General features: G+C 33.8%; 22 protein-coding genes. 11 read left to right on the top strand and 11 right to left on the bottom strand.

The genetic code is table 11. The features are described 5' to 3' along the window. Positions 1-53: 53 nt before the first annotated feature. Positions 54-299 (top strand): hypothetical protein, encoded by a 246-nt coding sequence (locus RH81_RS13125; protein ID WP_338152382.1) that lies wholly within the window; start codon positions 54-56, stop codon positions 297-299. Here RH81_RS13125 and RH81_RS13120 read toward each other — a convergent pair. The 3 genes from RH81_RS13120 to RH81_RS13110 all read right to left on the bottom strand — a co-directional run bounded on the left by RH81_RS13120 (position 296) and on the right by RH81_RS13110 (position 10,018). Then, positions 296-5,797 carry a CUB domain-containing protein gene (locus RH81_RS13120; protein WP_033961035.1) on the bottom strand — a complete coding sequence of 1,834 codons (5,502 nt, stop codon included), beginning with the start codon at positions 5,795-5,797 and terminating at the stop codon, positions 296-298. The two genes, RH81_RS13125 and RH81_RS13120, sit on opposite strands and share 4 nt — an antisense overlap. A gap of 28 nt (positions 5,798-5,825) precedes the next feature. Next, positions 5,826-6,257, bottom strand: a complete 432-nt coding sequence (locus RH81_RS13115) for a hypothetical protein (protein ID WP_033961032.1) — start codon at positions 6,255-6,257, stop codon at positions 5,826-5,828. 383 nt (positions 6,258-6,640) lie between these two features. Continuing rightward, positions 6,641-10,018 (bottom strand): T9SS sorting signal type C domain-containing protein, encoded by a 3,378-nt coding sequence (locus tag RH81_RS13110; protein ID WP_033961031.1) that lies wholly within the window; start codon positions 10,016-10,018, stop codon positions 6,641-6,643. Positions 10,019-10,189: 171 nt separating this feature from the next. On the opposite strand from RH81_RS13110, the gene RH81_RS13105 reads away from it, so the two are divergent. The 3 genes from RH81_RS13105 to hemL are packed head-to-tail and all read left to right on the top strand — an operon-like array spanning position 10,190 to position 13,164. Further along, positions 10,190-11,068 carry a 1-aminocyclopropane-1-carboxylate deaminase/D-cysteine desulfhydrase gene (locus RH81_RS13105; RefSeq protein ID WP_033961030.1) on the top strand — a complete coding sequence of 293 codons (879 nt, stop codon included), beginning with the start codon at positions 10,190-10,192 and terminating at the stop codon, positions 11,066-11,068. 6 nt (positions 11,069-11,074) lie between these two features. Beyond that, complete coding sequence (locus RH81_RS13100) at positions 11,075-11,872, top strand: glucosaminidase domain-containing protein (RefSeq protein ID WP_033961029.1); 798 nt, start codon at positions 11,075-11,077, stop codon at positions 11,870-11,872. 5 nt (positions 11,873-11,877) lie between these two features. Then, entirely contained in the window at positions 11,878-13,164 is a 1,287-nt protein-coding gene (gene hemL, locus RH81_RS13095; RefSeq protein ID WP_033961026.1) for a glutamate-1-semialdehyde 2,1-aminomutase, read from the top strand. A gap of 54 nt (positions 13,165-13,218) precedes the next feature. On the opposite strand, the gene RH81_RS13090 is transcribed toward hemL, so the two are convergent. The 3 genes from RH81_RS13090 to RH81_RS13080 all read right to left on the bottom strand — a co-directional run bounded on the left by RH81_RS13090 (position 13,219) and on the right by RH81_RS13080 (position 15,715). Next, positions 13,219-13,551 (bottom strand): hypothetical protein, encoded by a 333-nt coding sequence (locus RH81_RS13090; protein ID WP_152604835.1) that lies wholly within the window; start codon positions 13,549-13,551, stop codon positions 13,219-13,221. 125 nt (positions 13,552-13,676) lie between these two features. Further along, positions 13,677-14,120 (bottom strand): hypothetical protein, encoded by a 444-nt coding sequence (locus RH81_RS13085; RefSeq protein ID WP_033961016.1) that lies wholly within the window; start codon positions 14,118-14,120, stop codon positions 13,677-13,679. Between the two features lie 86 nt (positions 14,121-14,206). Continuing rightward, positions 14,207-15,715 (bottom strand): hypothetical protein, encoded by a 1,509-nt coding sequence (locus RH81_RS13080; protein ID WP_033961002.1) that lies wholly within the window; start codon positions 15,713-15,715, stop codon positions 14,207-14,209. Positions 15,716-15,866: 151 nt separating this feature from the next. Between RH81_RS13080 and RH81_RS17040 the strand changes: the two genes are divergently transcribed. The 7 genes from RH81_RS17040 (at position 15,867) to RH81_RS13050 (ending at position 21,508) form a co-directional block, all read left to right on the top strand. Beyond that, entirely contained in the window at positions 15,867-16,025 is a 159-nt protein-coding gene (locus RH81_RS17040) for a hypothetical protein (protein WP_161791993.1), read from the top strand. A 1-nt stretch (position 16,026) separates the two neighbouring features. Beyond that, complete coding sequence (locus RH81_RS13075) at positions 16,027-16,494, top strand: hypothetical protein (protein ID WP_033961001.1); 468 nt, start codon at positions 16,027-16,029, stop codon at positions 16,492-16,494. Between the two features lie 11 nt (positions 16,495-16,505). After that, the gene (locus RH81_RS13070) at positions 16,506-17,255 is read left to right on the top strand and encodes a ceramidase domain-containing protein (protein ID WP_161791992.1); all 750 of its coding nucleotides are present in this window, start codon (positions 16,506-16,508) and stop codon (positions 17,253-17,255) included. A gap of 34 nt (positions 17,256-17,289) precedes the next feature. Beyond that, a complete protein-coding gene (locus RH81_RS13065; RefSeq protein ID WP_033960999.1) occupies positions 17,290-17,772 on the top strand; it encodes a hypothetical protein in 483 nt (160 codons plus the stop codon). 171 nt (positions 17,773-17,943) lie between these two features. After that, positions 17,944-19,230 carry a DUF2157 domain-containing protein gene (locus RH81_RS13060; protein ID WP_033960998.1) on the top strand — a complete coding sequence of 429 codons (1,287 nt, stop codon included), beginning with the start codon at positions 17,944-17,946 and terminating at the stop codon, positions 19,228-19,230. A gap of 4 nt (positions 19,231-19,234) precedes the next feature. Further along, positions 19,235-19,789, top strand: coding sequence for a GDYXXLXY domain-containing protein (locus tag RH81_RS16575; RefSeq protein ID WP_081988318.1), 555 nt, complete (start codon positions 19,235-19,237; stop codon positions 19,787-19,789). A 75-nt stretch (positions 19,790-19,864) separates the two neighbouring features. Beyond that, on the top strand, positions 19,865-21,508 hold the full coding sequence (locus RH81_RS13050) for a dipeptidyl-peptidase 3 family protein (protein ID WP_033960997.1): 1,644 nt from the start codon (positions 19,865-19,867) through the stop codon (positions 21,506-21,508). A 75-nt stretch (positions 21,509-21,583) separates the two neighbouring features. On the opposite strand, the gene RH81_RS13045 is transcribed toward RH81_RS13050, so the two are convergent. Genes RH81_RS13045 through RH81_RS13025 form a run of 5 tightly spaced genes read right to left on the bottom strand, consistent with a single transcriptional unit; the run spans position 21,584 to position 25,914 of the window. Continuing rightward, the gene (locus RH81_RS13045) at positions 21,584-22,669 is read right to left on the bottom strand and encodes an amidohydrolase family protein (protein WP_033960996.1); all 1,086 of its coding nucleotides are present in this window, start codon (positions 22,667-22,669) and stop codon (positions 21,584-21,586) included. Between the two features lie 37 nt (positions 22,670-22,706). Next, positions 22,707-23,243 carry a 3-hydroxyanthranilate 3,4-dioxygenase gene (locus tag RH81_RS13040; RefSeq protein WP_033960995.1) on the bottom strand — a complete coding sequence of 179 codons (537 nt, stop codon included), beginning with the start codon at positions 23,241-23,243 and terminating at the stop codon, positions 22,707-22,709. Between the two features lie 36 nt (positions 23,244-23,279). Next, positions 23,280-24,062: an SDR family oxidoreductase gene (locus RH81_RS13035; protein ID WP_033961289.1), complete on the bottom strand. Its 783-nt coding sequence runs from the start codon at positions 24,060-24,062 to the stop codon at positions 23,280-23,282. 8 nt (positions 24,063-24,070) lie between these two features. Then, positions 24,071-25,510, bottom strand: coding sequence for an aldehyde dehydrogenase (locus RH81_RS13030; RefSeq protein ID WP_033960994.1), 1,440 nt, complete (start codon positions 25,508-25,510; stop codon positions 24,071-24,073). Next, positions 25,510-25,914, bottom strand: a complete 405-nt coding sequence (locus RH81_RS13025) for a RidA family protein (RefSeq protein ID WP_033960993.1) — start codon at positions 25,912-25,914, stop codon at positions 25,510-25,512. Before RH81_RS13025 ends, RH81_RS13030 begins: the two co-directional genes overlap by 1 nt.

Raw genomic sequence — 25,914 nt, 5'->3', positions numbered from 1 at the left:
AAGGTTATGTTGGAATTACGATTTTCCCTTTCGTTTTCCTTAAACATAGGCGTTTGAAAACTGACATTAATTTAGTGAACCATGAGAAAATCCATTTAAGACAGCAATTAGAACTTCTTATTATTGTATTTTATTTATGGTATAGTATTGAATTTTTGATTCGCCTTTTAGTTTATGGAAATTGGAAAAAAGCTTATAAGAATATTTCATTTGAAAGAGAGGCTTATGTAAATGAAAAAGACCCTAATTATTTAAAATTAAGGCCTCTTTGGAATTTTATAAACTTTATTAAAATTTAATTTTTTAATACTATTTTTTGAGCTTTAGATTGACCATTTGCTAATGTTGCTTTTACAATATATGTACCACTAGAAAAGTTATGGTTATTTAAAATGAATTCAGATTCGTTAATAGAATTCTTATCAAATAATACTCTTCCTAAAAGGTCATAAACAATGACTGATTCAATTAAGCTTCGCTCAGAATTTACTTTAATATAATTGTTTTGCGGAGCTACAATAATTAATCCTGAGCCTAATTCTAATTCATTTATTCCGAGAGTATCATTTGTATATCTTAGAATGAATCGGTCGTTAAAAGTTCCATTTTCAGAAGTAAAACTATAAGGTGATATGCGTAAATCATGAATTGTATTTGTATAGGTATCTTCTAGATAAATATCTTGTGATTCATTTTCAAATAAACCATCAACGGTATTTATAGCTATTTGATGTATAGCATTTTCAGTTATTATTATACCAAGTGGCACTCTATCCTCTTGATCAAAAGGCAAGGTTTTTCCTTGAATTGAAAATTCTTTGTCGTCAATTATTGAATATAGTCTTGTCCCAAATTTATTTAAATCATAGCCATCAAATAAACGATCAATAGCATTTGTAGCATTTTCAATATAACCAACTAAGATAGATGTCGCATCATTATTTGGTTTTATTAAATCTAACCATATTCTATGACGTTCAATTGCATTAGTTGTAGTGGATTCGTTAGTTGCGGATCTTAAAAAACTGTTGTTATCATATGCATCATTATCACCAGATATTGTGAAATACCTCATTGAATTTCTAAATGTGATATCAGCACTTAAGGTTGGTCCAGCTATATCTTCCATAAGCACGAAGAATCCTTGCCCTGAAGCAATGTTGCCATTAAAACCACTAGGGTTTGGTCCAGATAAATTATATGCAGCATATTGATTTCCATTGTAATTATAGTAATAATCACCATAAAAAGGGTCATTAATTATACTGGTCGTATTTTCATGACGCCATAGCCATATTGTTCCGCTAATGCTGGGATCGGTGTCGTTAGTTATCAAAGCTGCATTTTCGGTAATAAAAGCATCTGCCGAAATAGAAGATGGATATGGATTACCAATTAAATTCCAGTTATCATCTAAAGGTGTTGCTTGCGTATTTCCTGCACCAGGATAGTTTCCATCAGCAGGAAGGTGATTTCCTCTATAAATAGGTATTGTTAATTCACCATTACGAGGTACTCCAATAAATTCTGATGTAGTTGCAGGAGGCGTGATGGTTCCACCCTCAGGAGTAGTGCCAAGAATGTCTCTAATAATATAGCCTTTTCCTTGAGTCATAGTAGAACTTACTGGATTTATCCAGTTACCATAAGGTACTGCTACTGATGTAGTAGGATCCCATTCGAAAATATTGCTAGAAAGCGGTGAAACATTTTGTACGTCAAATCCTTCAACTGGCGAAGACCAATACACATAACTGTCAGATGCAACACCTGTCACACTTCGTTGCATTTTGATATCTCCGCTATTGTTGTTTGTGTTAATAGCTCCGCCTGTTATTTGAACTAAATTACCACCACTTCTGATGAGTAATTTACCATCAGTAATGGCAGGAGAGGGGTCTTCTTCAACAGTAATGCTATTGGTTACAATTAATCTTCCACCATTTCCTATTTCGATAAATCCATCATATTCAATGGTCAAACATCCAGCTCTAGATACAGCAGGAGGTATAGGAGCTCCTCCCAGAATTAATGGTGATTGTATTGCTGTGATATTTGGGATAATTACACGTTCGCTATCAGTTGGAATAGTTCCTAATGACCAATTTGTTGCTGTATTCCAATCACTAGTATTTCCTAGCCAAATATTGTCATTTCTGTCAACAATAATAGTATCTGTACATGCAGAAGAATCTTCTGTTGCAGTATAGGTTAGTGTACTGTTAGGGTTTGCATAAACTGTGCCTGCGTAATCATTTAGAATATAAGGCGTAGTTAAGGAGCTGTCTGTAAATAAGCCAACGACTGGGGCCCATGTGATTTGTGGCGCTGTTGGTATACCGTCTGCAGTTAATAAAATATTATCTAAGTACCAATAATTAAAACCAAATGGATTCCCATTCATTCTAAATCTAATTTGAAGATTGTTTCCACTTATAGCAGATAAATCCAAATTAGGTGCATTAGGACCAATATCTGCTCCAATATTAAGATTAGAACTTTGTGTTACCCAACCAGCACCATCAACATTTGTCTCTACATAAATAGAGTGAGGATAGGTGGCTGAATAATAATCAAAGAATTGATTGTATTCAAGTGCTAAATTTGTTTCACCAGAAATTACAATAGTTGGCGAGGTTAGTCTCCAATTACCAGTATCTGTAGTTCCAGAATTCCAATCTAATACAACTTCGTTAGCAGTACCACCTGCTTGATTACTATTTGCAATTGTCCAAATTGTATTTGGAGTTGCATTAAATATAGTCCAGCCAGTAGGCATACCTGCTCCATTAAAATTTTCAGAAAATATATCTATTCTATTTAATGATGGGTTACCTGTTGTAGCAACTAATTCAGTATAGTCAAGCGTACATTCGTCTGCACCAATTGGATAGATTGTATCTGTAATGCTTAAGTTGCAGTTGCTTGCACATGTTACGTCAGCTGCCCAACCATCATATTGAACAGAGCTATCACTATCAAAAACAAAAGTTAATGCACCACTAGCATCCGAAGATGTGAAAGGTCCTGGAATTGTGTTTCCAGCAAATGTTCCTAGTAAGGGATATGTTGCGTCTGGACCATCATACACTAATAATTCATCACAACATGTTTCTAAATCAAATGCAGTAAACGTTACTGTAACAACATCAACAGGCGTATCAGGGAAAAATGTTGTGGTTTGAAATTCATAGGCAGAGTAATCTCCACCAGCGCCACCACTGTCATAAAACGTAGTGCCACAAGTTGGAGGTGGTAAACAAATTACGTCTGCAGCCCAACCGCTGTTTTGAATAGTACCATTACTGGTAAAAACAAAGGTAATAGCACCAGTTGCTAAGTCTGAAGACGTAAAAGGGCCAGGAATAGTTGTACCAGAGAATGTTCCTAGTAATGGGTATGTTGCATCAGGACCATCATAAATACTTAATTCATCAATACCATTCTGTGTGTTAAAAGCAGTAAAAGTTACATTTACTAAGTCGCCAGCAATATCTGGATATAAGGTTGTTGTTTCCGATTCGTTAGCTGAATAATTTCCTCCTAAACCACCACTGTCATAAACTGTAGTACCGCAAATGGGAGCGCTACAAGTTAAATCTGCTGCCCAACCACTATATTGAACAGAGCTATCACTGTCAAAAACAAAGGTTAAAGCTCCTGATGCATCAGTAGATGTAAAAGGTCCTGGAATTGTAGTTCCTGCAAAAACACCCAAGAGTGGATATGTGCTATCAGGACCATCATAAACATAAAGATCATCGCAACATCCTTCAGTATAAAATGCTGTAAATGTTGCTGTAACAACATCACCAGGCGTATCAGGGAAAAATGTTGTGGTTTGTAATTCATAGGCAGAGTAATTTCCACCAGCGCCTCCACTGTCATAAAATGTATTACCACATGTTGGAGGTGGTAAACAGATTACGTCTGCAGCCCAACCGCTGTTTTGAATAGAACTATTACTGGTAAAAACAAAGGTAAGAGCACCTGTGGCTAAGTCCGAAGACGTAAAAGGGCCAGGAATTGTAGTGCCAGAGAATGTTCCTAGTAATGGATATGTTGCATCAGGACCATCATAAATACTTAATTCATCAATACCGTTTTGTGTGTTAAAAGCAGAAAAAATTACGTTTACTAAGTCGCCAGCAATATCTGGATATAAGGTTGTTGTTTCGGATTCGTTAGCAGAATAATCTCCTCCTAAACCACCACTGTCATAAACTGTAGTACCGCAAATGGGAGTCCTGCAGGTTAAATTAGCAACCCAACCACTATATTGAACAGAGCTATCACTATCAAAAACGAAAGTCAATGCACCACTGGCATCTGAGGATGTAAAAGGCCCTGGAATTGTTGTTCCTGCAAAAACACCTAAGAGTGGATATGTGCTATCAGGACCATCATAAACATATAGATCATCACAGCATGATTCTATATCAAATGCTGTAAATGTCGCTGTAACAAGATCACCAGGCGTATCAGGATAAAATGTGTTGGTTTGTAATTCATTAGCTAAGTAATCTCCACTTGGCCCACCACTGTCATAAAAGGTAAAGCCACAAGTTGGAGGTGTTACACATGTGATATCTGCTGTCCAACCACTACTTTCAATAGTGGCATTACTAGTAAAAACAAAAGTTAGTGCACCTGACAGGTCACTAGAGGTAAATGGACCAGGAATCGTTGTGCCTGAGAAGATTCCAAGTACAGGATAAGTAATATTCGGGCCATCATAAACGGTTAATACATCAGCACCATTTTCTGTGTTAAATGCTGTAAAGGTTACTGTTACTATATCACCAGCAGTATCAGCAAAAACGTTTATTACTTGTGCTTCGTTAGCAACATAATTACCTCCAGAACCTCCACTATCATAAAACGTTTCGCCACAAGTTGGAGGAGGAGGTGGTGGTGTACAGGTGATATCTGCTTCCCAACCAGTACCAACGTTGGTATCATTGTTACTTATGAGTTCAAAGGTTATAGCTCCAGTAGGATTTGCTGCTGTTGTAGAAGTGAATATAGCTGGTAGTCCAGTAACAATACCCAAAACAGGAAACGTATTATTAGGACCATTATATACGGTTAATACATCTCCAGGATCTGGAATGTCAACAAGTGTGAAATCTACGGTTACAGTTCCTCCTGCAAAATAAGGTGTTATAGTCGTTGTTTCGTAACCTGCATGATTTCCAGTTGGACCGCCTACATCAAAGTATTTATTACCACAAACTGGCAAGATAGAACAGGTTGTAGTTCCTAGTCCTCCAACTTGCTGGAAATTAATAATCCCTTCATCACTATCAAAATTAGTAATTAATACAACATAAATTTGACCAGGTAATGCATTTAAAATAGTCATTGTTTCAGTTGGAGCTGCATCATAGCTACAGTCTGTAATATAATCCGGAGCATAAGGGTAAAATGTAGGATTACCTGCATTGTTAGGACATGTAGGGCAATCTGTATAAGTAATACTTGTATTTGCATCATTAAGATCGATAAAAGGTCCCCAAGCAATAAAATCTACATCAATAGGTGCTCCAAATAGATCCTCTTGATTAATATTGAAATATAAATCTCCTGGTTGATCAATTACCATATAGAAATAACTAGCATTCGGTATTGAGCCTAAACAGCCAACAGGTGTGAAATCTGAGCCACCATAAACATTGTTAAATGTTAATTGAGAATTGCCAGAACAAAATTGTTCAGCACCTAGTATATCAGTTCCTTGCGAAAAGGATAAGTTAAGCGAAATTGAAAAAATAATGAGAAATGTAATTTTTTTCATGTCATCAAATGCATTAATTCGTTTGTAATTACAAAAAGCTAGTAAATTGCCATTCAGTTTCAATTTGACAGTTTGTTCTTAGGTCAATTATTATAGCCTTCCATTTTAAACATTTGCAATTCAGGTTATTAAATTCTAGTTTTTGACTTCCACTAGTGTTTTCAATGAAATTTCTAATTTTATATGTTTTAAGACTTGAGCGAATTTTTCCGTCAAGCTTTTTCCAGCAAGAATTTAGAGGTTGAACTTGGAAACTTAGTTCTACATTTTCTAACTTGGAAAGTTCTTTGAAATCCCATGAGATTAGAATATCATCAACACGTTGATTGTTTCCTGCTATAGTTTTGGCTTCTATTGTATAATCTTGAATACAGTCATTAGGATTAGAAATAACAGTCTGTCCGTTAACTGAGCAATAAAGAAGTGTAGTAAGTGCTAAAAAAAGTAATTTTCTAATCATATTATAAAATTTAAAAATAAGACCTGTAAACCATATACTAATGGGTCTTAAATGAGGTTAAAAATTTCAGATAGATTTGGGTAGCAATACGATAACAATGTAATCAATATACTTGTGATTTTAACAAAAATTTAATTTTTTTTTTTTTTTTGGTTTAAGTGTTTCTTTTTTTGGATAAAAACCTTATCGCCATTGATTACCATGTATTTATGATACTTATAAATTTAGATTAAAATTTATGTTTCAGTAATTAGCCTAGGAAGGATTAATGCAATTTATTTGAAGTTAAAAAGGTATGGTTTTTTAAAATCGGAGTATTAACAAATCAAAAGAGCCTTGATTTAAAATAGTCAAGGCTCTTTTGGAAGTTTATATAGTAATACTTAACGTTTTAATACTATTTTCTGAGCTTTAGATTTACCATTTGCTAATGTTGCTTTAACAATATATGTACCACTAGAAAAGTTATGGTTATTTAAAACAAATTCAGATTGGTTAATAGTGTTCTTGTCAAATATCACTCTTCCTAAAAGGTCATAGACTATAACCGCATCTATTGGGCTGCTGTCTGAATTGATTTTTATATATTCCCCTTTTGGAGCTATAATACTTAATGCGTTTAATTCCAATTCGTTTATACTTAAAGCATCATCTGTATACCTTAGAATGAACCTGTCTTCGTAATCTATAGCCTCACTTTCTGTAAATGAGTATGGCGCTGCTCTTAAATTATGGATTACTCCAGTTTGCGTGTCTTCTAAATAGATGTTTTGACTATCATCTAAAAATAAGCCATCTACATTACTTATTGCAATTGTATATTCTCCAGCTTGAGGAATAACTGTTCCTAAAGGCACTTGATCATTTTCATCAAAAGGTAATGAACGTCCTTGAATTATCATTCGTTCATCTCCAATTTTAGAATAGATGCTTAAGCTATTAACTTCTCGAGTAAATGCGTCAAATAATCTGTCTTTTTCTTGAGTTGCACCTTCAATATAACCAACTAATATGTTTGATGATGCGCCGTTTTGATTAATTAAATCTAACCAAATACGGTGACGTTCTATTGTGTCAGTATTTGATACGTTTTCATTTCCGCTAGATGTTCTGTAAAATTCAGTATTACTATGCGTTCTGCCACGCATACTGTTATTGAAAGTTACATTACCAGACTCATTATCTGCTAAAGCCAATACAAAAAAGCCTTGTCCAGAAGCAATATTTCCTAAAAATGTCTCATTTGGATAGCTGCTACCTGATATGTTGTAAGTGATATAATCAGCAGCACTGTAGGTGTATACAAAATCATCATAAAACGAATCTCCATTGTTACCAATAGCTGTTCCATGAGTCCAAATATGCACAGCGCCTTCTATTATATTATTACTTGGAAGCATTAAAAAAGCATCAGCATCTAAAGCAGATGGGTAAGGATTACCAATGAGATTCCAGTTATCGTCAAGTTGAGTTGCGCTTAAGTTATCTGTACCATAAGGGTTGTAGAGCAAACCACCTCCAGAATAATTACCACTGCTAATAGCTTGTGTAATCACACCATTATTTGGTACTCCAGTGAACACTGAGGTTGCTGTTGATAAAGTTGCTGTATGATTAGAAGGGCCTCTTACCGCATAGCCTTTACCAAGATCCATGACTCCAGAATTTAAATTATTCCAATTACCTACAATAATAGGTACATTTCCTGGCATACTTAAAAAACCTGTTGCTGTTGTTGGTTCCCATTCATAAATATGAGTGGGTGTAAAACCACCATAAACATTGGATACATCAAACCCTTGAACAGGACTGGAATAATAGACGTAGTCTAAAAGTCTAATAGAAGCATTTCTATTTAGTACGATATCTCCACTATTCGGAGCAGAAGGTGTGTCATTTACTTGAATTAAACTAGCATCATCACCAACCGTTAATAATCCAGTGCCTTGTATAGCAATGTAATCTTGAATTGTTAATGTAGAGCCAGTGAGGTCATCATTAATATTAGATGTTAAAGTAAGCGAAGCTCCAGTTTCAATGTTTAGGTTAAAACCATCTCCATTGTCATCATCGGCAATAATAGGGTCATTAGGAGTTCCTGCTGGAATATATATACATTGAGAATCAGTAGGAACTGAATTTCCAGACCAATTTGATGGAGTATTCCAATCATTTGTTGTACCATTCCAATGTTTACCTATCACGTAATCTACTCGAGTTCTTATTGTTGGAGCAGTAGAACAAGCAAACCAATACGGGTAAATCCCAGGAATACTAGTATCTGTTAATCCAGAACCAGGAAAGTTTACAGGGCTAAAACCTGCTCCTGTTGTAATAGGAGAGCCTCCAACGGCTACAGTATACCAATCTATTGGAATTACTGTAGTCCAATTTACATTTTGCCCAGAAGTTATCGTCCAAGTATAAGGGCTATTTCCACTGCCACCTGAAAAATACTCAGTAGTAACAAGTGTATAAGGTGTTGCAGCCGTTAATGTTACTGTTAATTGTGGTAAATTGCCTGGGCCTGAATCATCATCAACTCTCACAAATCCGGCTCCACAAACCCCAGGTGTAAAACCTTGTTGAACAATATATCCCATACCATCAAAACCAGAAGCTGCTGTCATTTCAAATACATACACACCATTTGTAGGCACTGTGAAGTTTATTTCTTCATATCGTCTTAGTGATGTTGAAAAATTACAAACTGCCGAATTGACTGGGATACCGTTTGGTTTAAATGCAGTTGGAGCACTCTCAAGATTTCCAAAAACTACAGCTGCTGCATTCACACCAGCAGGACAAGTATAATCTGATGTCAATTCTAAGCCTCTTTCATTTGGGCAGTCTGAATACACGCCATTGTTGCCAGGAGGTAATGGTGTTGTAACACAAATTTCAAAAGTACCATTATTGTCATTTCCATATTCCCAAAGTCTTACATAAATAATCTCTCCAGGTGGTCTGCCTGTAAGCGTTATCGAAGACATACTTGCAAACCCAAAAAAATCATTATTGCAATCTAACTGAGTTAAAGAACCACAAGTACCTGAATATACTGACATACCGCTATCTGTCATTACATTAGCTTCAGTAGTAATAGTAAATTCTCCACCAGAATCTACCTCATAAGTGAACCAAACATCACCACCTTGATAATTACCACAAGTTGGAAGAGGTTCTCCTGTAGAATTCGTAGCGCCTTCATTGGTATATGTAACAAAGGAACAGTCTACGGTTGAAAATAATTCAACGGCACCAGAACAATCACTATTTGAAATAGGTGTTGTTATCAATAATTCAAAAACAGCAGGCTGGAAAGTACCAGCGGGTGAGTCAACAACTAAATAATAGGTGCCAGGTGTCAAGACCGCTGTTGATGTTCCCTCATTATTTGTACCACCAGTTAAAATACCATTAGGTACACAAGCAGTAAGAGGGCAAGAATTATAAACCCTAAGTGACTTCCATACAGTGCCATAGTTGGCGAATTCAAAAGTATAAGTGCCACCTAAAACAACATCAATAGAGTATACGCCATCTATACCCCCGACAAATATAGCGTTCCCTACACCACAACCTATTAATGCATAATCATTAGTTAATCCTATATTTGATTGTTGGCCTGTTGATACGGCAGTACCAGGAGCAAGAGTTATAGGGACAGCAGATGCGCAGTCATTACCAGGAGCTTGTGCTAGAGCTAGTTGGGGTGTTGTTGCTAATAATAAAAAAAAGAAAAGTATCTTTCTAGTCATAATCTTTAAATTTAAGGCATAACAATATTGACTATTTTGCAATCAATTTTTGTAGGATTTATAAGATCTAGATACTACTGTGGCTAAGTAAACTCTAAATTTACTCAAAAATAAATAATTTTTACAGATATTTAGTGTTTTATTTACTTTTTTGATAAAGTGTTTCATTTTATGGATAAAAACCTTATTTCAATTGATTATCATGTTTTTATAAAGCCTGAATATCTAAATCACCCCTATGTTTCGGGTAATAAATTGAGGAAGCTTAAGTACAATTTGATTGAAGCTGAAGCGCTTAATAAAAAGGTGTTATTGACTTTTGGAGGTGCTTTCTCAAACCATATAGCTGCTGTGGCTCATGCTGGGCAGGAAAAAGGACTTCAAACCATAGGTGTTATTCGAGGGGAAGAGCTTCAGGATTTAAAAACATTAAATTCTACATTGTCATTTTCGAAGGCTTGTGGAATGAAATTTAAATTTGTTACTAGAGAAACGTATAGAGATAAAACTTCTAAAAGTTTTATTGAAGAACTTGAAAACGAGTTTGGTGATTTTTTCCTCATTCCAGAAGGAGGAACTAATGAGTTTGCAGTTAAAGGTTGCGAAGAGATTTTAACTGAGGTTAATGAGAAATTCGATTATATATGCTGTCCAGTAGGAACTGGAGGTACTATTTCAGGTTTAATAAATTCTAGTGATCCTGATCAGAGAATTATTGGTTTTCCGACCTTAAAAGGTGATTTTTTAAGAGAAGAAATTACTAAATTTGCAACGAAGTCCAATTGGGAACTTGTTACCGATTATCACTTTGGTGGTTATGCCAAAGTAAATGAAGATTTGATTCATTTTATAAATCAGTTTAAGAAGACACATAATGTGCCATTAGATCCAATTTACACTGGTAAAATGATGTTTGGTATTTATGATTTAATTTCAAAAGGTTATTTTAAAAAAGACTCGAAAATCTTAGCTATTCATACTGGTGGTTTACAGGGAATTGTAGGAATGAATGCGAAATTGAAACAACAAAACAAGCCTTTAATCGTTTAAAAATTTATGAAGAGAATTAGTATTGTTTTGATGATTTCGTTTTTAGTTTTAGGTTGTGGTTCTAAGCGGAAAATTGTTACCAAAAAGAAAGGTAGTGGTCAGAAAACAGAGCAAGTTTCAAAAAAAACTGAATCTGAAAAGACTTCAACGCCTGAAACACCTTCAAAACCTAAATCTTTTGCAAATGCTACTGAAGCTTATATTGCTAACTTTAGTGAAATAGCTAAAGAAGAGATGCGGATGTATAAAATACCTGCTAGTATTACATTAGCTCAAGGGATTTTGGAGTCGGGCTCAGGGAAAGGTCGTTTAGCGGTTAAAGCAAACAACCATTTTGGGATTAAGTGTCATGGGTGGACAGGTCAAAAAATATATCATGATGATGATGCGTCTCAAGAATGCTTCAGAAAATATAAACATGCAAAGTCTTCATTCGAAGATCATTCTACATTTTTAACAACTCGTGGTCGCTATTCAAAATTATTCCAATTAAGAGAAGATGATTATAAAGGTTGGGCAAAAGGGCTTAGATCTGCAGGCTATGCAACAGATAGAAAATATCCTGAAAAGCTAATTAGTTTAATTGAACGCTATCAACTTGATCAGTATGACGATGAAGTTTTAGGTAGAAAAAAAGTTACTCAAAAAAATAAGAAAAACAATCAAATCAATCATGTGGTAATTAAAGGTGATACTTTGTATTCATTATCTAAAGCCTATGATACCACTGTTGATGAACTCAAATTACTCAATAATCTTACTGATAATGAATTGTCAATCGGTCAGGTTTTGATTATAAAATAAATACTATGTTATACAAAAGAAGTAGTGCGCTTTTTAAAGATGCTGAGCATGTTATTCCTGGAGGTGTTAATTCTCCAGTTAGAGCTTTCAAAGCGGTTGGAGGAACACCGATTTTTGCTAAATCTGCCAAGGGAGCTTACGTTTATGATGAAGACGATAATCGTTTTATAGATTATATTAATTCTTGGGGACCAATGCTTTTAGGTCATGCTTTTGAGCCAGTAGTAAATGCAGTTATTGAAAAAACGAAACAAGGCACATCCTTTGGGATGCCAACTGAAATTGAAACGAAAATAGCGGAGTTGGCCGTATCTATGGTGCCAAATATTGATAAAATCCGATTTGTAAATTCTGGGACAGAAGCTTGTATGAGTGCTGTTCGATTGGCTAGAGGTTATACTAAAAAAGACAAAATCATAAAATTTGCTGGATGTTACCATGGTCATAGCGATTCTTTTTTAATTCAAGCTGGAAGTGGAGCGGTTACTTTTGGGAGCCCTAACAGTCCAGGAGTGACTCAAGGAACTGCTAAAGACACTTTATTAGCAAGGTATAATGATATAGATGCTATAAAAGCGCTGATTGAAGCTAATCCAGATGAAATTGCTTGTATTATTTTAGAACCAGTTGCTGGAAATATGGGATGTATTCCGCCAAAAGCTAATTTTCTACAAGATCTAAGAAGCCTTTGCGATGCTCATGATATTTTACTGATTTTTGATGAAGTAATGACTGGTTTTAGACTTGCTAAAGGTGGGTGTCAAGAACTATTTGGAGTTGATGCTGATATTATTTGCTTTGGAAAAGTAATAGGAGGTGGTCTTCCAGTTGGTGCTTTTGCCGCTCGTGAAGAAATCATGAATCATTTGGCACCTCTAGGAAGTGTATATCAAGCTGGGACTTTAAGTGGTAATCCATTAGCGATGGCTGCAGGATTTGCAATGCTAACATCTATTGATAATGATGCTGAATTATTTCAACGCTTAGCAGAGAAAACGGCATATTTACATAAAGGCTGTTCTGAGGTTTTGATTGCATCGGGAATTACACATACAATTAATAGAATTGGGTCAATGATTTCGATACATTTTTCTGAAGATGAAGTGGTAGATTTTGAAAGTTCTGCCAAGGGTAATAATGATACATTTAAAACCTTTTTTCACGGCATGTTAAACGAGGGTATTTATATTGCTCCAAGTGCTTTTGAAACTTGGTTCATTACAGATGCGCTATCCTACAAAGATTTAGATGAAACTATTGCTGCTGTTGAAAAAGTAGCGAAAAGCTTATAACAAAAAAGCCTGCTTATAGTTAAGCAGGTTTTTTTGTAGTATAAATGATTTAGATTACTGATTTGTTCTATAGAGTGCAAGGTATCTGTCGAATTGCTCTTCGCTTAAGATTCCTTTTAGTTTAGTATCTAAAATAGTATTAATTTTTTCCAGTTTTGCTTCGTTACCTTGTAAATCACTGCTTATTTTTTGATATGTAATTTCATATGTTTTATAAGCTTGGTAAACTTCTTCTAACTGATTGTTATTAATCTTTATAGTTTTTCGGATTTCTTTAGCTTTTTCAGAAGCAGCTGCATTGATTTCTAATTTATTTTGAGCATCCAATCCTTGTGTGCTAAATAAAAGTGCAAAGGCAAAAAAGCAAAGTGTTATTAGTTTTTTCATCATCGTTAATTTTAAGAAAGAAATTTAAGTGACTAAATTAATGATTTTAAATTTAAAATGGCAAATAAAAAAAGCATTGGTTTAAAAAAAACCAATGCTAATTAAACTACACTAACCAATCATTATTAATGTTTTTCATCAGATTTATTATCATGATGTCTTTTTCGTTTCTTTTTGTTTCTCTTAGAAAGCGATGTTTCCCACTTTTCGTATTGATCGGCATTTAAGATGCTTTTCATCTTTTTCTTCATTACAATTTGTCGATCTAATCGCTCGTTAGTCATTGTGTAACGTTCTTCTTTTGTAGGTTTCTGAGATGATTCTTTTTCCTTTTTTTCTTTACGAATAGCTCTTTTAATTTCTTTATGTTTTGCTTCTTCAAGAGCTAAAGCCATTACTTCAGTTTGTTGTGATTCCGTAAGATCTAGATGTAAAGTCATCTTTTTCGTTTTTAAAGTAGCTACTTCTTCAGTAGATAAATCTTTAAGATGTCCTTTCTTGTTTTTTTTGTCTTGAGCAATTGCGTTTAAGGTTAATAAAGCAATTGCAATTAGCATTAATTTTTTCATAATTTTAAAATATTTGTTTTTAATTGATATACTTAGGACTTCAATAGCCTTGAAAAGTTTAATCCATTTTTTGTTTTAACGTCTATTTAACTTTTTTGAGCAATTTCTACCAGTTGTAAAGTTGTTTCGTAAAGAGGTTTGTTTTCCATTTTACTTTTCAGCCAAGCGAAAAAACTCATAACAAAAATGTCTTCTTGTTTAGCTTCTATCCAATTGAAGGACATTTCAACCTTATTTTTGAATGTATCAGTTGTTGCCGATTCAGGATGCTTATAATATTGGTTAACGAGTTGCAAATAGGTTATGACACGTTCTTGATGAATTTGTTTTAAATAGGAATTGTAGTTCCTCTTAAAACTAAGTAGTCTTGATTCAACCAAATCAATATTTTCTAATTCGATGTGTAGAATAATTTCCACAAGATTTTTTTTAATAACCCATTCAATACCTGCTTTTTCAGTATAGTATTTGTCAGTATGGTAAAATTTTGAAAAAATGTGATGCGCTTCTTTGAATCTTGAGCCTTGTATGTAAAACATAACCAAGCTTAATTGGATGTCTAAAACCGATTCGGTATCAGGATGTTTCGATTGTTTAAAATTCTCAAGATGTTCAATGGCTCTATTTTGATTTCCATTGTAGTTTAAATTTAGGGATAACAGTAAATTGTATTTTAATTCAAAAGCTCTGAAATGCTTTTTTCGTTGTCCTTCCATTAAACTCTTCATTTGTTCCAAATGTGATAACGAGGCTTCAAATTTTTTGTTTCTGAATAAGGTATTCGCAATCATATAAACGATTTGAATATGATAATAGAGCTGCTTGTCTTTTAATTTATGTGTTTGAATCTTTAAATAGGTATCTAAAAGGAAGGGTTCTATTTTTAAATAATCATTAGTCACAAAAGCCGAAATACTTACAATAGTCATTAGTTGATAAAGTGATTTGAAAGACATCGAATCGTTAAGACTAATGTTGTGTTCTGCTAATGTGGTATTTAAAATCGTTTGAAAATCTAATACCTGACCTTTGTAGGTCATGTCATTAAGGGTTTGCTTGATTTTTGCATAAACCATATTGAGTTCTTCCTCTAGGTAATGGTTTTTTTGATTGGTTTTAAACTCCGAAACCAAGCTATTTATATCTACTGAAGGGTTTAAATAAGCATACTCAATTTTAGTGTGATAGATTTCATTTAATATTGGGAATAATGAATGCTCCTGAGCTATTACTTCGGCTTTTTCTAAAATAGCATATGCTATTTTAGCCTGTTTATTGATTAAGAATGTTCTGGATGCAAGAATGTATTTGATGATTTGCATGTCAATAGAGTTTTCTTCTTCCAGGTTTGTATTGGCAATAAAATCTATTAGTGATTGGTAAAGCCGTTTTCGAAGTGCATGGTAAGCTACTTTGTTGTCACTTTCATAAATGGCTTTGCACAACTCTTTAGAGTTGAATTCTTCTTTAACCAGTAGTGTGAATAGTTGAATGTTTTTGGTGTCGTTTCGCTTGTTCTTTTTTTCGAGATATTTAATAAACTGTTGTTGTTCTTCGGTAGAAAACGTGGAAACTATTGCGTTTAGGTTAGTCATTTAATCGTCAGTATTTTAAGTAAAAATATAATAAAAATAGTATTTATTTATTGTTTATTAATTATTTAATCGTCAGTTTTTAGTAAAACTTGTGTTTTGTTGTTGAGCTATTCGTTGCACATTTGTATCATAATCATTAAAACAAAACAGTATGAAAACTTTTTTCAAAACCACGATTTTAATCGCTTTCCTAAGTGTTATAGTGATGTATTCTAAGTCCATTCAAATAGAACTTATTGAAAGATATAATAATGCGATTTCATTTTTGTCAGATCGTACCATAACAGAAGTAAATATTGCAGGTTTTTAAGATGAAACTTAAGCAAGTAAATACTGCCTTTATAATAACTATAGGCGTTTCCGTAGTGGTATTTGTATATCTGGTGTTTCTAGGATATGACGAAATCAAAACCTTAAAGGATGTCATAAAAATTATAGCGTCTATTCTATTTCCAATACCAATGCTATTTTTTGTACGCTTTCTTTTGATTGAACATTTTTTGCCTAAAAACACTGATGAATACAAACGGAAAAATCAGAAACCAGCAATTCTATTACTAATCGTAACAATGATAATTAGTGTTGGAAGTATGCAATTGATTGAGTATTTCACGCAACAAAAACTAGAAGACCATCTCATTTTTGCACACCTTATCAACTCAACGACAATTAGTAGTTACGTGCTGAATTATATATTGTACAACAATTTAAAAGTGAACGGAATTTTAAGCGGAGTGTTGCTCTCTTTGGCTATACATGTGTTTTTTATAACCAGTTAATTATTATGAAAATGAAATTTGAACATATAGGCGAAATATTGACTGTGGTAATTGCTGTGGCTTTTGGAATCGTTATTTTTAATTTCCCTCCAATTGAACAGCGTTTAGATTATCATAATTTTATAGACATAAAGACCATATTTAATATTCCTAATTTTTGGAATGTCTTGTCAAACCTTCCTTTTTTGATTGTAGGAATATTAGGCTTAACGAAACTTAATGTATTCAATAAAAAGAGATTTCAGTACTTAATATTTTTTATGAGTATTCTGCTTGTTGCTTTGGGTTCTAGCTATTATCATTTAAACCCTAATCATGAAACCTTAGTTTGGGATAGACTGCCAATGACAGTTGCATTTATGTCTTTGCTTTCCATATTGATAAGTGAATCAATTAACGACAAAATTGGGAAGAACCTATTATTTCCACTATTGGTTTTAGGGATTGCTTCTATAGTCTATTGGCTGATTACAAAAGATCTGAGACTTTATGTTTTTGTTCAGTTTTATCCAATTCTGATTATACCTATCCTTTTGCTGTGCTTCAGACTTAAAATTAATGCTGTTAATGGCTACTGGTTTTTGCTACTAGCTTATGTAATTGCCAAAACACTTGAATATTTTGATGCGCTAGTTTTTGATTACCTCAAGTTTAGCGGACATTCTTTAAAGCATATCATTTCGGCAGTAGGACTTTTTGTTCTATACAAATATTATAAAAGAGCACTAACATCTAAAATGCCTCAACCATATAATTATTAAATAACAAAAGTAAAATCATCTAAAACTAAAAATTATGAATCCAATCATTGACAGTCCAAAACCCAGAACAAATTCTAATAAAAGAGAATTGTTATTCACCTTTCAATCTATTATTGTAACGGGCTTGCTTGCCTTTACTGCTATTGCTTTCTTTTTTTATTTTGACTTAACAATAGTTAAAGGAATTAAGATCATTTTCGCGCCCTTCTTATCGGTAGTGCCGTTGTTGTTCATTCTCTCTATTCTAAGAGATCTAAGAAAAGGTTTTAAAGAAGGTAACTATACTAAAGATGAAATTATAAGATTTTGTCTTATAACTGTAGGCATTACCATAGCATTTACTGGAATTACTTTTTTATTGGCTAAAATTGAAGCCTTAGAAATTTTACTGGCAGCAATTATGGCCATTTTAAGTGCAGTTTTCTTTTTGAGAAGTAAGATCAAGGATATTCTAGGGATGAGTATTATTACTGGAATAGCCGAAGGTATTATTGTGTATATGATTTTTTTGTTTTGATGATGGTTAGCAAAATAAATTGCTAACAATAAGCCTCGTAGCTTTTGCTGCGAGGTTTTTTTTAATACTTAAATTCAAAAACTTGAAACTTGATTTAAGAAGTCTATTTTATGTCTTTCAGTACTCTTGTTTCTAATTTTATACTTAACTTATTTTTATAAATGTATCATTATGAATTCTAGGCTTTTAAAAGAGTTGCCAGATTTGGTTAACAACGCCGTTATTTCTCAAGAAGTTGCAGCAAATATCGAAACATACTATCAATCACAGCAAAGTAATTCACCTAATCGATTATTTGTGGTTTTTGGTGTGTTGGGATCCTTACTTGTTGGGCTAGGTGTTATTTTAATACTAGCTCATAACTGGGATGATTTTAGCAGGTCAACAAAAACCCTATTTGCTTTTTCACCATTGCTTATTGGTCAGATAAGTGTTGCGTTCTCTATTCTAAAAAAGAAAAGTAAAACTTGGAAAGAAGCATCAGGAACCTTTTTGTTTTTTACAGTAGGATCAAGTATTGCATTGGTAAGTCAGATTTATAATATTCCTGGCGATTTGAGTGCTTATGTCCTCACTTGGATTTTATTATGTGCTCCTTTGATTTATCTCTTGAAATCAAATATGCTGGCTATTTTACATCTAGTATTTGTAACTTTTTATGCCTATGAAATAGGTTATGGCAACTATTATTCAGATGAGACACCATGGATGTATTTAGTATTAATTGCTATAGCATTGCCACATTATATTCAATTGCTGAAGCATAAAACAAACGATAATATAACCTCTGTTTTTAACTGGTTGTATCCTTTAAGTTTTACTATTGTTTTAGGAGCTTTTGTTAAAGATTTATCTGAATTAGGATTCTTGATGTATATCTTATTGTTTAGTATATTCTATACAATTGGTAAGATTCCGTTTTTTGATTCGCAAAAACTTCGTAAAAATGGCTATCTGATTTTCGGGTCTTTAGGGATTGTTATTTTGATGCTAACTATGAGTTTTGATGGTTTCTGGTCTGTTGAGCAGTTGTTATTCTTTGCTCAAGAAAGCTACTTGTCTTTAGTTTTATTTATTGTAAATGTATTGATTCTCGGATTTGCTTTTTATAAGCATTGGATTAAATCGTTTAATTTATTTCAATACGTTTTTATCCTATTTGCATTGCTGTATTTAGGAGGTTTAAATCTGCCGGTCGTAGGAACAATCATTGTTAATGTTTTGATACTTGCTTTAGGAATTACGACAATTAAAATTGGAGCAGATAAGTTTCATTTTGGGATTTTAAATTACGGATTGTTTATCATCACAGCTTTGGTTGTATGTCGATTTTTCGATACGAACATGAGTTTTGTGATTAGAGGATTGCTGTTTGTTGGTGTTGGTTTAAGTTTCTTTTTAACCAATTACATCATGTTAAGAAAACAAAAATCTAAAGCTAAAACCTTAAAACAATAATCTTATGAAAAGTAAATATATATTCATTCTATTTATCATTTTGGCAATAGTTCAATTGTGTATTCCTGCTCAAATGATTAATCATCGTGAAACCATTCTAGATGAAGGAAAAGCATTCAAGTTTAAAACAGAACCTATAGACCCTTCAGATCCATTTAAAGGAAAATACATTTATCTCAATTATGAACTCGAAAGTTTCAAAGTTGACAGTATGGATTGGAAGACTAATCAAGATATTTATGTGTCTATTGTAAATGATAGTTTCGGATTTGTAAAAGCAAGTGCTATTCAAAAGGAAGCTCCAGAAAATGGAGATTTTGTTAAAGCTAAAGTTGATTGGTATAATACCAATATGAAAGAAGTCCAATTTACATTTCCATTTAACGAGTTTTATATGGAAGAAACTAAGGCTTATGATGCTGAATTAGCACATAGGGAAGCGCAAAGGGATTCTTTGCCAGATAACACATATGCATTGGTTTATATAAAGAATGGAGAGGCGGTATTAGATAATGTATTTATCAATGATATTCCCATTGCTGATTTTGTTGAGAAATAATTAAAATTTGGCTAACTTTGATACCTATCAATAACTAATTATCGCTTTCGCGGAATTTAAAATCAAAACTATAAAATGAAGAATTTAGTATTAATAGCCGTATTGGCTCTACTTGTAATTTCTTGTAAAGAAGATAAAAAAGAAGAGATTGTTATTCCACAAGAAAAAATGACTCCAATGGAAAAGAATCTTAGTAAATATGTGAGTTTTAAGCTTACAGCAGATCTTAGTGGATTAACAGAAAATGAACGTAAAATGCTTCCTTTGCTTATAAAAGCTGCAGATAAAATGAATGATTTGTTTTGGTATGAATCTTTTGGAGATAAGGATGCGTTGTTAAAATCTATTTCAGACGAAGACACTAAGGAATATGTGAAAATTAATTATGGTCCTTGGGATCGACTTGATGGTAACTCATCTTTTGTAGATAGTTTTAAAGAAAAACCTTTAGGAGCAAACTTTTATCCAAAAGACATGTCAAAGGAAGAATTTGAAACTGCAGATATAGAAAACAAATCAAGCATTTATAATTTTGTAAGACGTGATGAGAGCGGAGAATTATATTCCATTCCTTACCATGTACATTTTAAAGAAGAATTAAAAGAGGTTTCAGATTTACTGAAACAAGCTACTGAGTTTGCAGATGACGAAGGTTTGCTAGTCTATTTAAAGTTAAGAGCTCAAGCTTTGCTAGATGATAATTACCAAGCCAGTGATTTAGCTTGGATGGACATGAAAACCAACACGCTTGATATTGTCATTGGTCCAATTGAAACCTACGAAGATCAGATGTTTGGGAATAAAGCAGCTCATGAAGGTTATGTGCTTATTAAAGATCAAGAATGGAGTAAGCGTTTGGCAAAGTTTAGTGCTTACTTACCCGAACTTCAAGAAGGTTTGCCTGTCGAAGATTTGTATAAAGCAGAAACGCCAGGAACAGATAGTGATTTAAATGCATATGATGTTGTGTATTACGCAGGAGATTGTAATTCGGGTAGTAAAACCATTGCGATTAACCTTCCTAATGATGAAGAAGTACAATTGCAAAAGGGAACACGTCGTTTACAATTAAAAAATGCTATGCGTGCAAAATTTGATAAAATTTTAGTACCAATTGCAGATGAATTAATTGAAGAAAGTCAACGTAAGCATATCACATTTGATGCGTTTTTTGCAAACACAATGTTTCATGAAGTCGCTCATGGTTTAGGTATCAAGAATACCATTAATGGCAAAGGAACTGTAAGGGCATCTTTGAAAGAACTCGCTAGTGCTTTAGAAGAAGGGAAAGCGGATATCTTAGGATTATACATGATTCAACAATTACATGCTAAAGGAGAACTGAAAGAAGATTTAAAAGATAATATGGTCACATTTATGGCAGGTATTTTTCGTTCTGTTAGATTTGGAGCGTCTTCAGCTCATGGTAAAGCAAATATGATACGTTTTAATTTCTTTAAAGAAAAAGGAGCCTTTACTCGTAATGATGACGGAACTTATAAAGTAAACTTTGAAAAAATGAATGGAGCGATGAAAGATATGTCAAACCTTATTTTAACGCTTCAAGGTGATGGTGATTATCAAGGTGTTGCTGATTTAGTAAAGGCAAAAGGTGTTATTTCTCCAGAACTTCAAGTAGATTTAGATCGATTGACTGATGCAAATATACCTGTCGATGTTATTTTTGAACAGGGAGTAGAAGCATTAGGCTTACAATAGAAAACCAAACAGAACAGAAAAACCTTTCAATTCTAAAATCTAGAGTTGAAAGGTTTTTTATGATTTAAATTTATGTTAAGACAAAATTCTATTTACTAGTTTTTGTTTAGCTGCTTCGTCATCACCGCACAACCATTGTATTACATTGTCTTCCCAAATGGCATCACGTTGTGTTTCGTTTATTATGTTTTGGTCTACAGCTAAATCTAATATTTTTCCTGGATAAGAACTTTGTTGTTCGCTTTCCATTTCTCCTAACGGATAGGGATCATCTAATCCCATCAATACCTGTTTAGAACCTTGATTTTTCATAAGTAAATCAAGTCCACCTGTATCATGTACTAAAGTGTCAAAGAAAATGTTTTTATGACCAACAGCTTTCCTAGGATGTGTTTTGCCTTCAAATAAATCAGGTCTGCCATCAAACCCTTGAATTCGTCGTCCTAAGTTGATTTGTGCTAATTGTCCACCATGAGCAAAGCAAACACGCATGTTCTTGTATTTTTCATAGTAACCATTTAAGGTTAAAAAATGATAGGCATCTGCACATTGTGCTAACATCCATATCAAATGAAAACGCCAAGTCGTGTTTTCAAGTTTTATAAATTTCTCTCCATCATATGGGTGAACTTCAACCGCCAAATTATATTTATCTGCAAGTTCAAAAATAGGCTCGTTTTCTTCATCAAAAATACATCGCCAAGTACCAATAGTATCCATGTAATGCGTTGGTAGACATAGTAGTTGCATCCCTAATTCTTCAACACAACGTTCAATTTCCCAACAAGCACCTCTTACAAAACCAGGATGCACTACAAAACCTGTGGTGAATTTACTCGGATTTTCTTTCTGGACTTTAGCATTAAAATCATTTTGAAAACGCAAGGCTTGTTTCATTTCTTCAAGCCTTAATCCATTTCCATAGAGTTGAGATAAATTTAGAACAACCGCATGATCAATCTTAAAATGTTCCATCCAAGCAAGCTTTTCATCTAAAAAGAAACTAGAATCTGTAATCGGTCGATTCCAATCTTTTTGAAGCATAAATTTTCGGTCTTTATCTACCCAAAAGATTCCTTTGTCTTTCATGAATTCAGGAATCTCTTCAGGATAAGGAAGAAGGTGTGAGTGACCGTTTATTCTTAGTTTGCGTTTTTCCATAGTAGTTATCCTAAATTACTTCAGGATATAATTAAATTTAGTTTTCTAATTGTACTTTTTTAGGTGGTTGCATAATCTCTCCACATTTTGGACAGCTACGTTTATCTTTGTCATTATAATATTTATCAAATATAGCAGGCATATCGGTTTCTATATTGTCTAATGTAAAGTCTTCTTCATACAACTTGGTTGTGCAGTTTTCACAAAACCATAATAGAGCATCTTGAACGCCTTCTTCACGTGGATATTCAATAACTAAACCTACAGTATTTGCACCTCTTTGCGGAGAATGTGGCACTTTTGGTGGTAATAAAAATATCTCACCTTCTTTTATATGAATGTCTTTTGGAGTGCCTTTATCAATCACTTTTAAAACAATATCACCTTCTACTTGATAGAAAAATTCTGGTGTTTCATTATAGTGATAATCTTTCCTGCTATTTGGACCACCAACAACCATGACAATAAAATCGCCATCTTTCCAAACGACTTTATTTCCAACAGGTGGCTTTAATAGGTGTCTGTTTTCTTCAATCCAAGCTTTAAAATTTATTGGTGGAAACAATTTGCTCATAAGTCTAGTTTTTTAGAATTCTATAATGATATAAAGTTACAAACTTTTTGTTCGTCCACCATCAACTGGTAGGTTAATTCCGTTTATATATGCAGCACGTTCACTTGCCAAAAATGTAATAGCATCAGCCAATTCTTCTGGTTTTGCAAACCGTTTTGCAGGTACAGCGCTTTTCATGGCATTGGCAGCTTCATCTTCTGTTGTTCCAGTTTTAGCCGATTTGTTTTTAATGATTTCAGCAAGACGATCTGTTCCTGTAGCTCCAGGAAGTACGTTATTAACTGTAATCCCAAATTGCCCTAATTCATTGGCTAACGTTTTACTCCAATTAGCTACAGCACCACGAATAGTATTACTAACACCTAAACCGTCTAGTGGCTGTTTAACAGATGTAGAAATCACATTTATAATTCGACCATAACCTTCGTTTTTCATAGAAGGTACAACAGCTTGTGCTAAAACATGGTTGCATTTTAAATGTTGAGTAAATGCGCTTTCAAATTCTTCAACTTCAGCTGAAAAAACGGGTCCTCCTTTTGGTCCACCTGTATTATTTACAAGAATATGGAAGCCATGATGTTCTGTAATATAAGCGCTTACTTTTTCTTTTAGTTCTTTTGGGTTTGAAAAATCGGCAACAATATAATCATGATTTCTATGTTGAGGTAATTCAGCCAAAGTCGCTTTAAGTTTGTCTTCATTCCTTGCGATTAAAGTTACTATCGCGCCTTCTTCAGCCAGTGCTAAAGCAGTTGCTTTTCCAATTCCTGCAGTACTTCCGCAGACTAATGCGTGTTTGTTATTGAGATTTAAATTCATAGTTTTTTTTAATATTTTATACACACATTTTTAGCTTCTGTAAAAAAACGTAAGGCTTCAAAGCCGCCTTCACGACCAACACCTGAAGCTTTTACACCTCCAAAAGGTGTTCGTAAATCACGCATCATCCACGTATTTACCCAAACGATACCTGCTTGTAATTGGTTGCTCATTCGCATTGTGCGTTTTAAATTGTTTGTCCAAAGTGTTGCTGACAATCCGTATTTAACTTTGTTTGCCATTATTAAAACATCGTCTTCTGTATTAAATGGCATTATGGTAACTACTGGACCAAAAATTTCTTCTTGATTTACTCGACATTCGTCAGAATCAACTTCAATAACTGTAGGTTCTAAATAATAGCCATTTTCGTAACCTTTGACGGTAACTTCATTTCCTCCAAATAACACAGTGCCATTTTCGTCTTTGGCAATTTGTATGTACTCTTTTACTTTGTCTAGATGAGGTTTTGAAACTAAAGCTCCGATATTAGTATCTGCTTCAGATGGATGTCCAACTTTGAGTTGTTTTATTTTAGCTACAAAATCAGTTTTGAATTTCTCGTAGATAGTTGCCTCTACAAAAATTCGACTTCCGCAAAGGCAAATCTGCCCTTGATTAGCAAATGAAGAACGCACTGTCGTATTAAGCATGTCGTCATAATCGCAATCTGCAAAAATGATGTTTGGATTTTTTCCGCCTAATTCTAGTGATAGCTTTTTAAACATTGGAGCTGCAACTTTAGCAATATGAGCACCTGTTGCTGTTCCTCCTGTAAATGAGATGGCTTTGATGTCTGGATGTTCAATAATAGCTTGACCAGTAGAACCACCAAGACCATGAACAATATTTAAAACACCTTTTGGTAATCCTGCTTCGTTGCAAATTTCTCCAAGAAGATATGCTGTCATTGGCGTAACTTCACTAGGTTTTGCAACCACACAATTTCCGGCTGCAAGCGCTGGAGCAATTTTCCAAGTAAATAAGTAGAGAGGAAGGTTCCATGGTGAAATACAGCCTACAACTCCAATAGGTTGGCGTAAGGTGTAGTTTATGGCTTGTTGACCAACACTTTCGTGGCTTTCGCTAGCGAATTGTGTAATTGCGTTTCCGAAGAATCTAAAATTGCTAGCTGCTCTAGGAATGTCTACAGCTTTAGCTAATGAGACAGGTTTTCCATTGTCTTTAGATTCGGCTTCTGCAAAACGTTGCAAGTTAGCTTCTAATAATTCTGAAATTTTTATAAGGATGCGACTGCGTTCTTCTAGAGTGGTTTGCGACCAAACTGGAAAAGCAGATTTTGCTGCGATGTATGCGTTTTCAACGTCTTCTTTAGATGAGTTAGGTATTTGTCCGTAGACGTCTCCACTAGACGGATTATAATTGTCAATCCAATTGTCTTGAATTGGATTATGAAAGTTGCCGTTGATGTAGTTTTGTATGTTCATTACGATTTCTTATAGGCCATGACTTTAATTTCGACAACCAAATCTGGATGTGGTAATTGATGTACTGCAACAGTTGTTCTTGTTGGTCCTGTTGCTTTTTCAAAGAATTCTCCGTAAGCTTTATTATAGCCTGCAAAATCATTCATGTTTACTAAAAAAGAAGTCACGTCAACCACGTCTTTTAAACTAGCTCCAACTTTTTTTAAATTGGCATCTATGTTTTTTAAAACTTCACGAGTTTGTGCTTCAGCATTAAGACGTTTCGTGCCCATTTCGTCAATAATATCAACGCCTGCAATTGAATTGTCTGGTCTTCTTGAGCTAGTTCCTGAAACGAAAATGAAATCGCCTACTTGCTTAACATGTGGATATGCTCCTCTTGGTGTTACTATTTTTTCGCTCAT

The sequence above is a fragment of the Psychroserpens jangbogonensis genome (genome assembly GCF_000797465.1).
In the GTDB taxonomy this organism is placed as follows: Bacteria; Bacteroidota; Bacteroidia; order Flavobacteriales; family Flavobacteriaceae; genus Psychroserpens; species Psychroserpens jangbogonensis.
This window is presented reverse-complemented; position numbering and strand designations above follow the sequence as displayed.

What these genes read in the sequence shown, in the direction of transcription:
- RH81_RS13120 (WP_033961035.1), bottom strand. Translation starts at nt 5,797, where the DNA reads ATGAAAAAAATTACATTTCTCATTATTTTTTCAATTTCGCTTAACTTA.
- RH81_RS13115 (WP_033961032.1), bottom strand. Translation starts at nt 6,257, where the DNA reads ATGATTAGAAAATTACTTTTTTTAGCACTTACTACACTTCTTTATTGC.
- RH81_RS13110 (WP_033961031.1), bottom strand. Translation starts at nt 10,018, where the DNA reads ATGACTAGAAAGATACTTTTCTTTTTTTTATTATTAGCAACAACACCC.
- RH81_RS13105 (WP_033961030.1), top strand. Translation starts at nt 10,190, where the DNA reads ATGGATAAAAACCTTATTTCAATTGATTATCATGTTTTTATAAAGCCT.
- RH81_RS13100 (WP_033961029.1), top strand. Translation starts at nt 11,075, where the DNA reads ATGAAGAGAATTAGTATTGTTTTGATGATTTCGTTTTTAGTTTTAGGT.
- hemL (WP_033961026.1), top strand. Translation starts at nt 11,878, where the DNA reads ATGTTATACAAAAGAAGTAGTGCGCTTTTTAAAGATGCTGAGCATGTT.
- RH81_RS13090 (WP_152604835.1), bottom strand. Translation starts at nt 13,551, where the DNA reads ATGAAAAAACTAATAACACTTTGCTTTTTTGCCTTTGCACTTTTATTT.
- RH81_RS13085 (WP_033961016.1), bottom strand. Translation starts at nt 14,120, where the DNA reads ATGAAAAAATTAATGCTAATTGCAATTGCTTTATTAACCTTAAACGCA.
- RH81_RS13080 (WP_033961002.1), bottom strand. Translation starts at nt 15,715, where the DNA reads ATGACTAACCTAAACGCAATAGTTTCCACGTTTTCTACCGAAGAACAA.
- RH81_RS17040 (WP_161791993.1), top strand. Translation starts at nt 15,867, where the DNA reads ATGAAAACTTTTTTCAAAACCACGATTTTAATCGCTTTCCTAAGTGTT.
- RH81_RS13075 (WP_033961001.1), top strand. Translation starts at nt 16,027, where the DNA reads ATGAAACTTAAGCAAGTAAATACTGCCTTTATAATAACTATAGGCGTT.
- RH81_RS13070 (WP_161791992.1), top strand. Translation starts at nt 16,506, where the DNA reads ATGAAATTTGAACATATAGGCGAAATATTGACTGTGGTAATTGCTGTG.
- RH81_RS13065 (WP_033960999.1), top strand. Translation starts at nt 17,290, where the DNA reads ATGAATCCAATCATTGACAGTCCAAAACCCAGAACAAATTCTAATAAA.
- RH81_RS13060 (WP_033960998.1), top strand. Translation starts at nt 17,944, where the DNA reads ATGAATTCTAGGCTTTTAAAAGAGTTGCCAGATTTGGTTAACAACGCC.
- RH81_RS16575 (WP_081988318.1), top strand. Translation starts at nt 19,235, where the DNA reads ATGAAAAGTAAATATATATTCATTCTATTTATCATTTTGGCAATAGTT.
- RH81_RS13050 (WP_033960997.1), top strand. Translation starts at nt 19,865, where the DNA reads ATGAAGAATTTAGTATTAATAGCCGTATTGGCTCTACTTGTAATTTCT.
- RH81_RS13045 (WP_033960996.1), bottom strand. Translation starts at nt 22,669, where the DNA reads ATGGAAAAACGCAAACTAAGAATAAACGGTCACTCACACCTTCTTCCT.
- RH81_RS13040 (WP_033960995.1), bottom strand. Translation starts at nt 23,243, where the DNA reads ATGAGCAAATTGTTTCCACCAATAAATTTTAAAGCTTGGATTGAAGAA.
- RH81_RS13035 (WP_033961289.1), bottom strand. Translation starts at nt 24,062, where the DNA reads ATGAATTTAAATCTCAATAACAAACACGCATTAGTCTGCGGAAGTACT.
- RH81_RS13030 (WP_033960994.1), bottom strand. Translation starts at nt 25,510, where the DNA reads ATGAACATACAAAACTACATCAACGGCAACTTTCATAATCCAATTCAA.
- RH81_RS13025 (WP_033960993.1), bottom strand. Translation starts at nt 25,914, where the DNA reads ATGAGCGAAAAAATAGTAACACCAAGAGGAGCATATCCACATGTTAAG.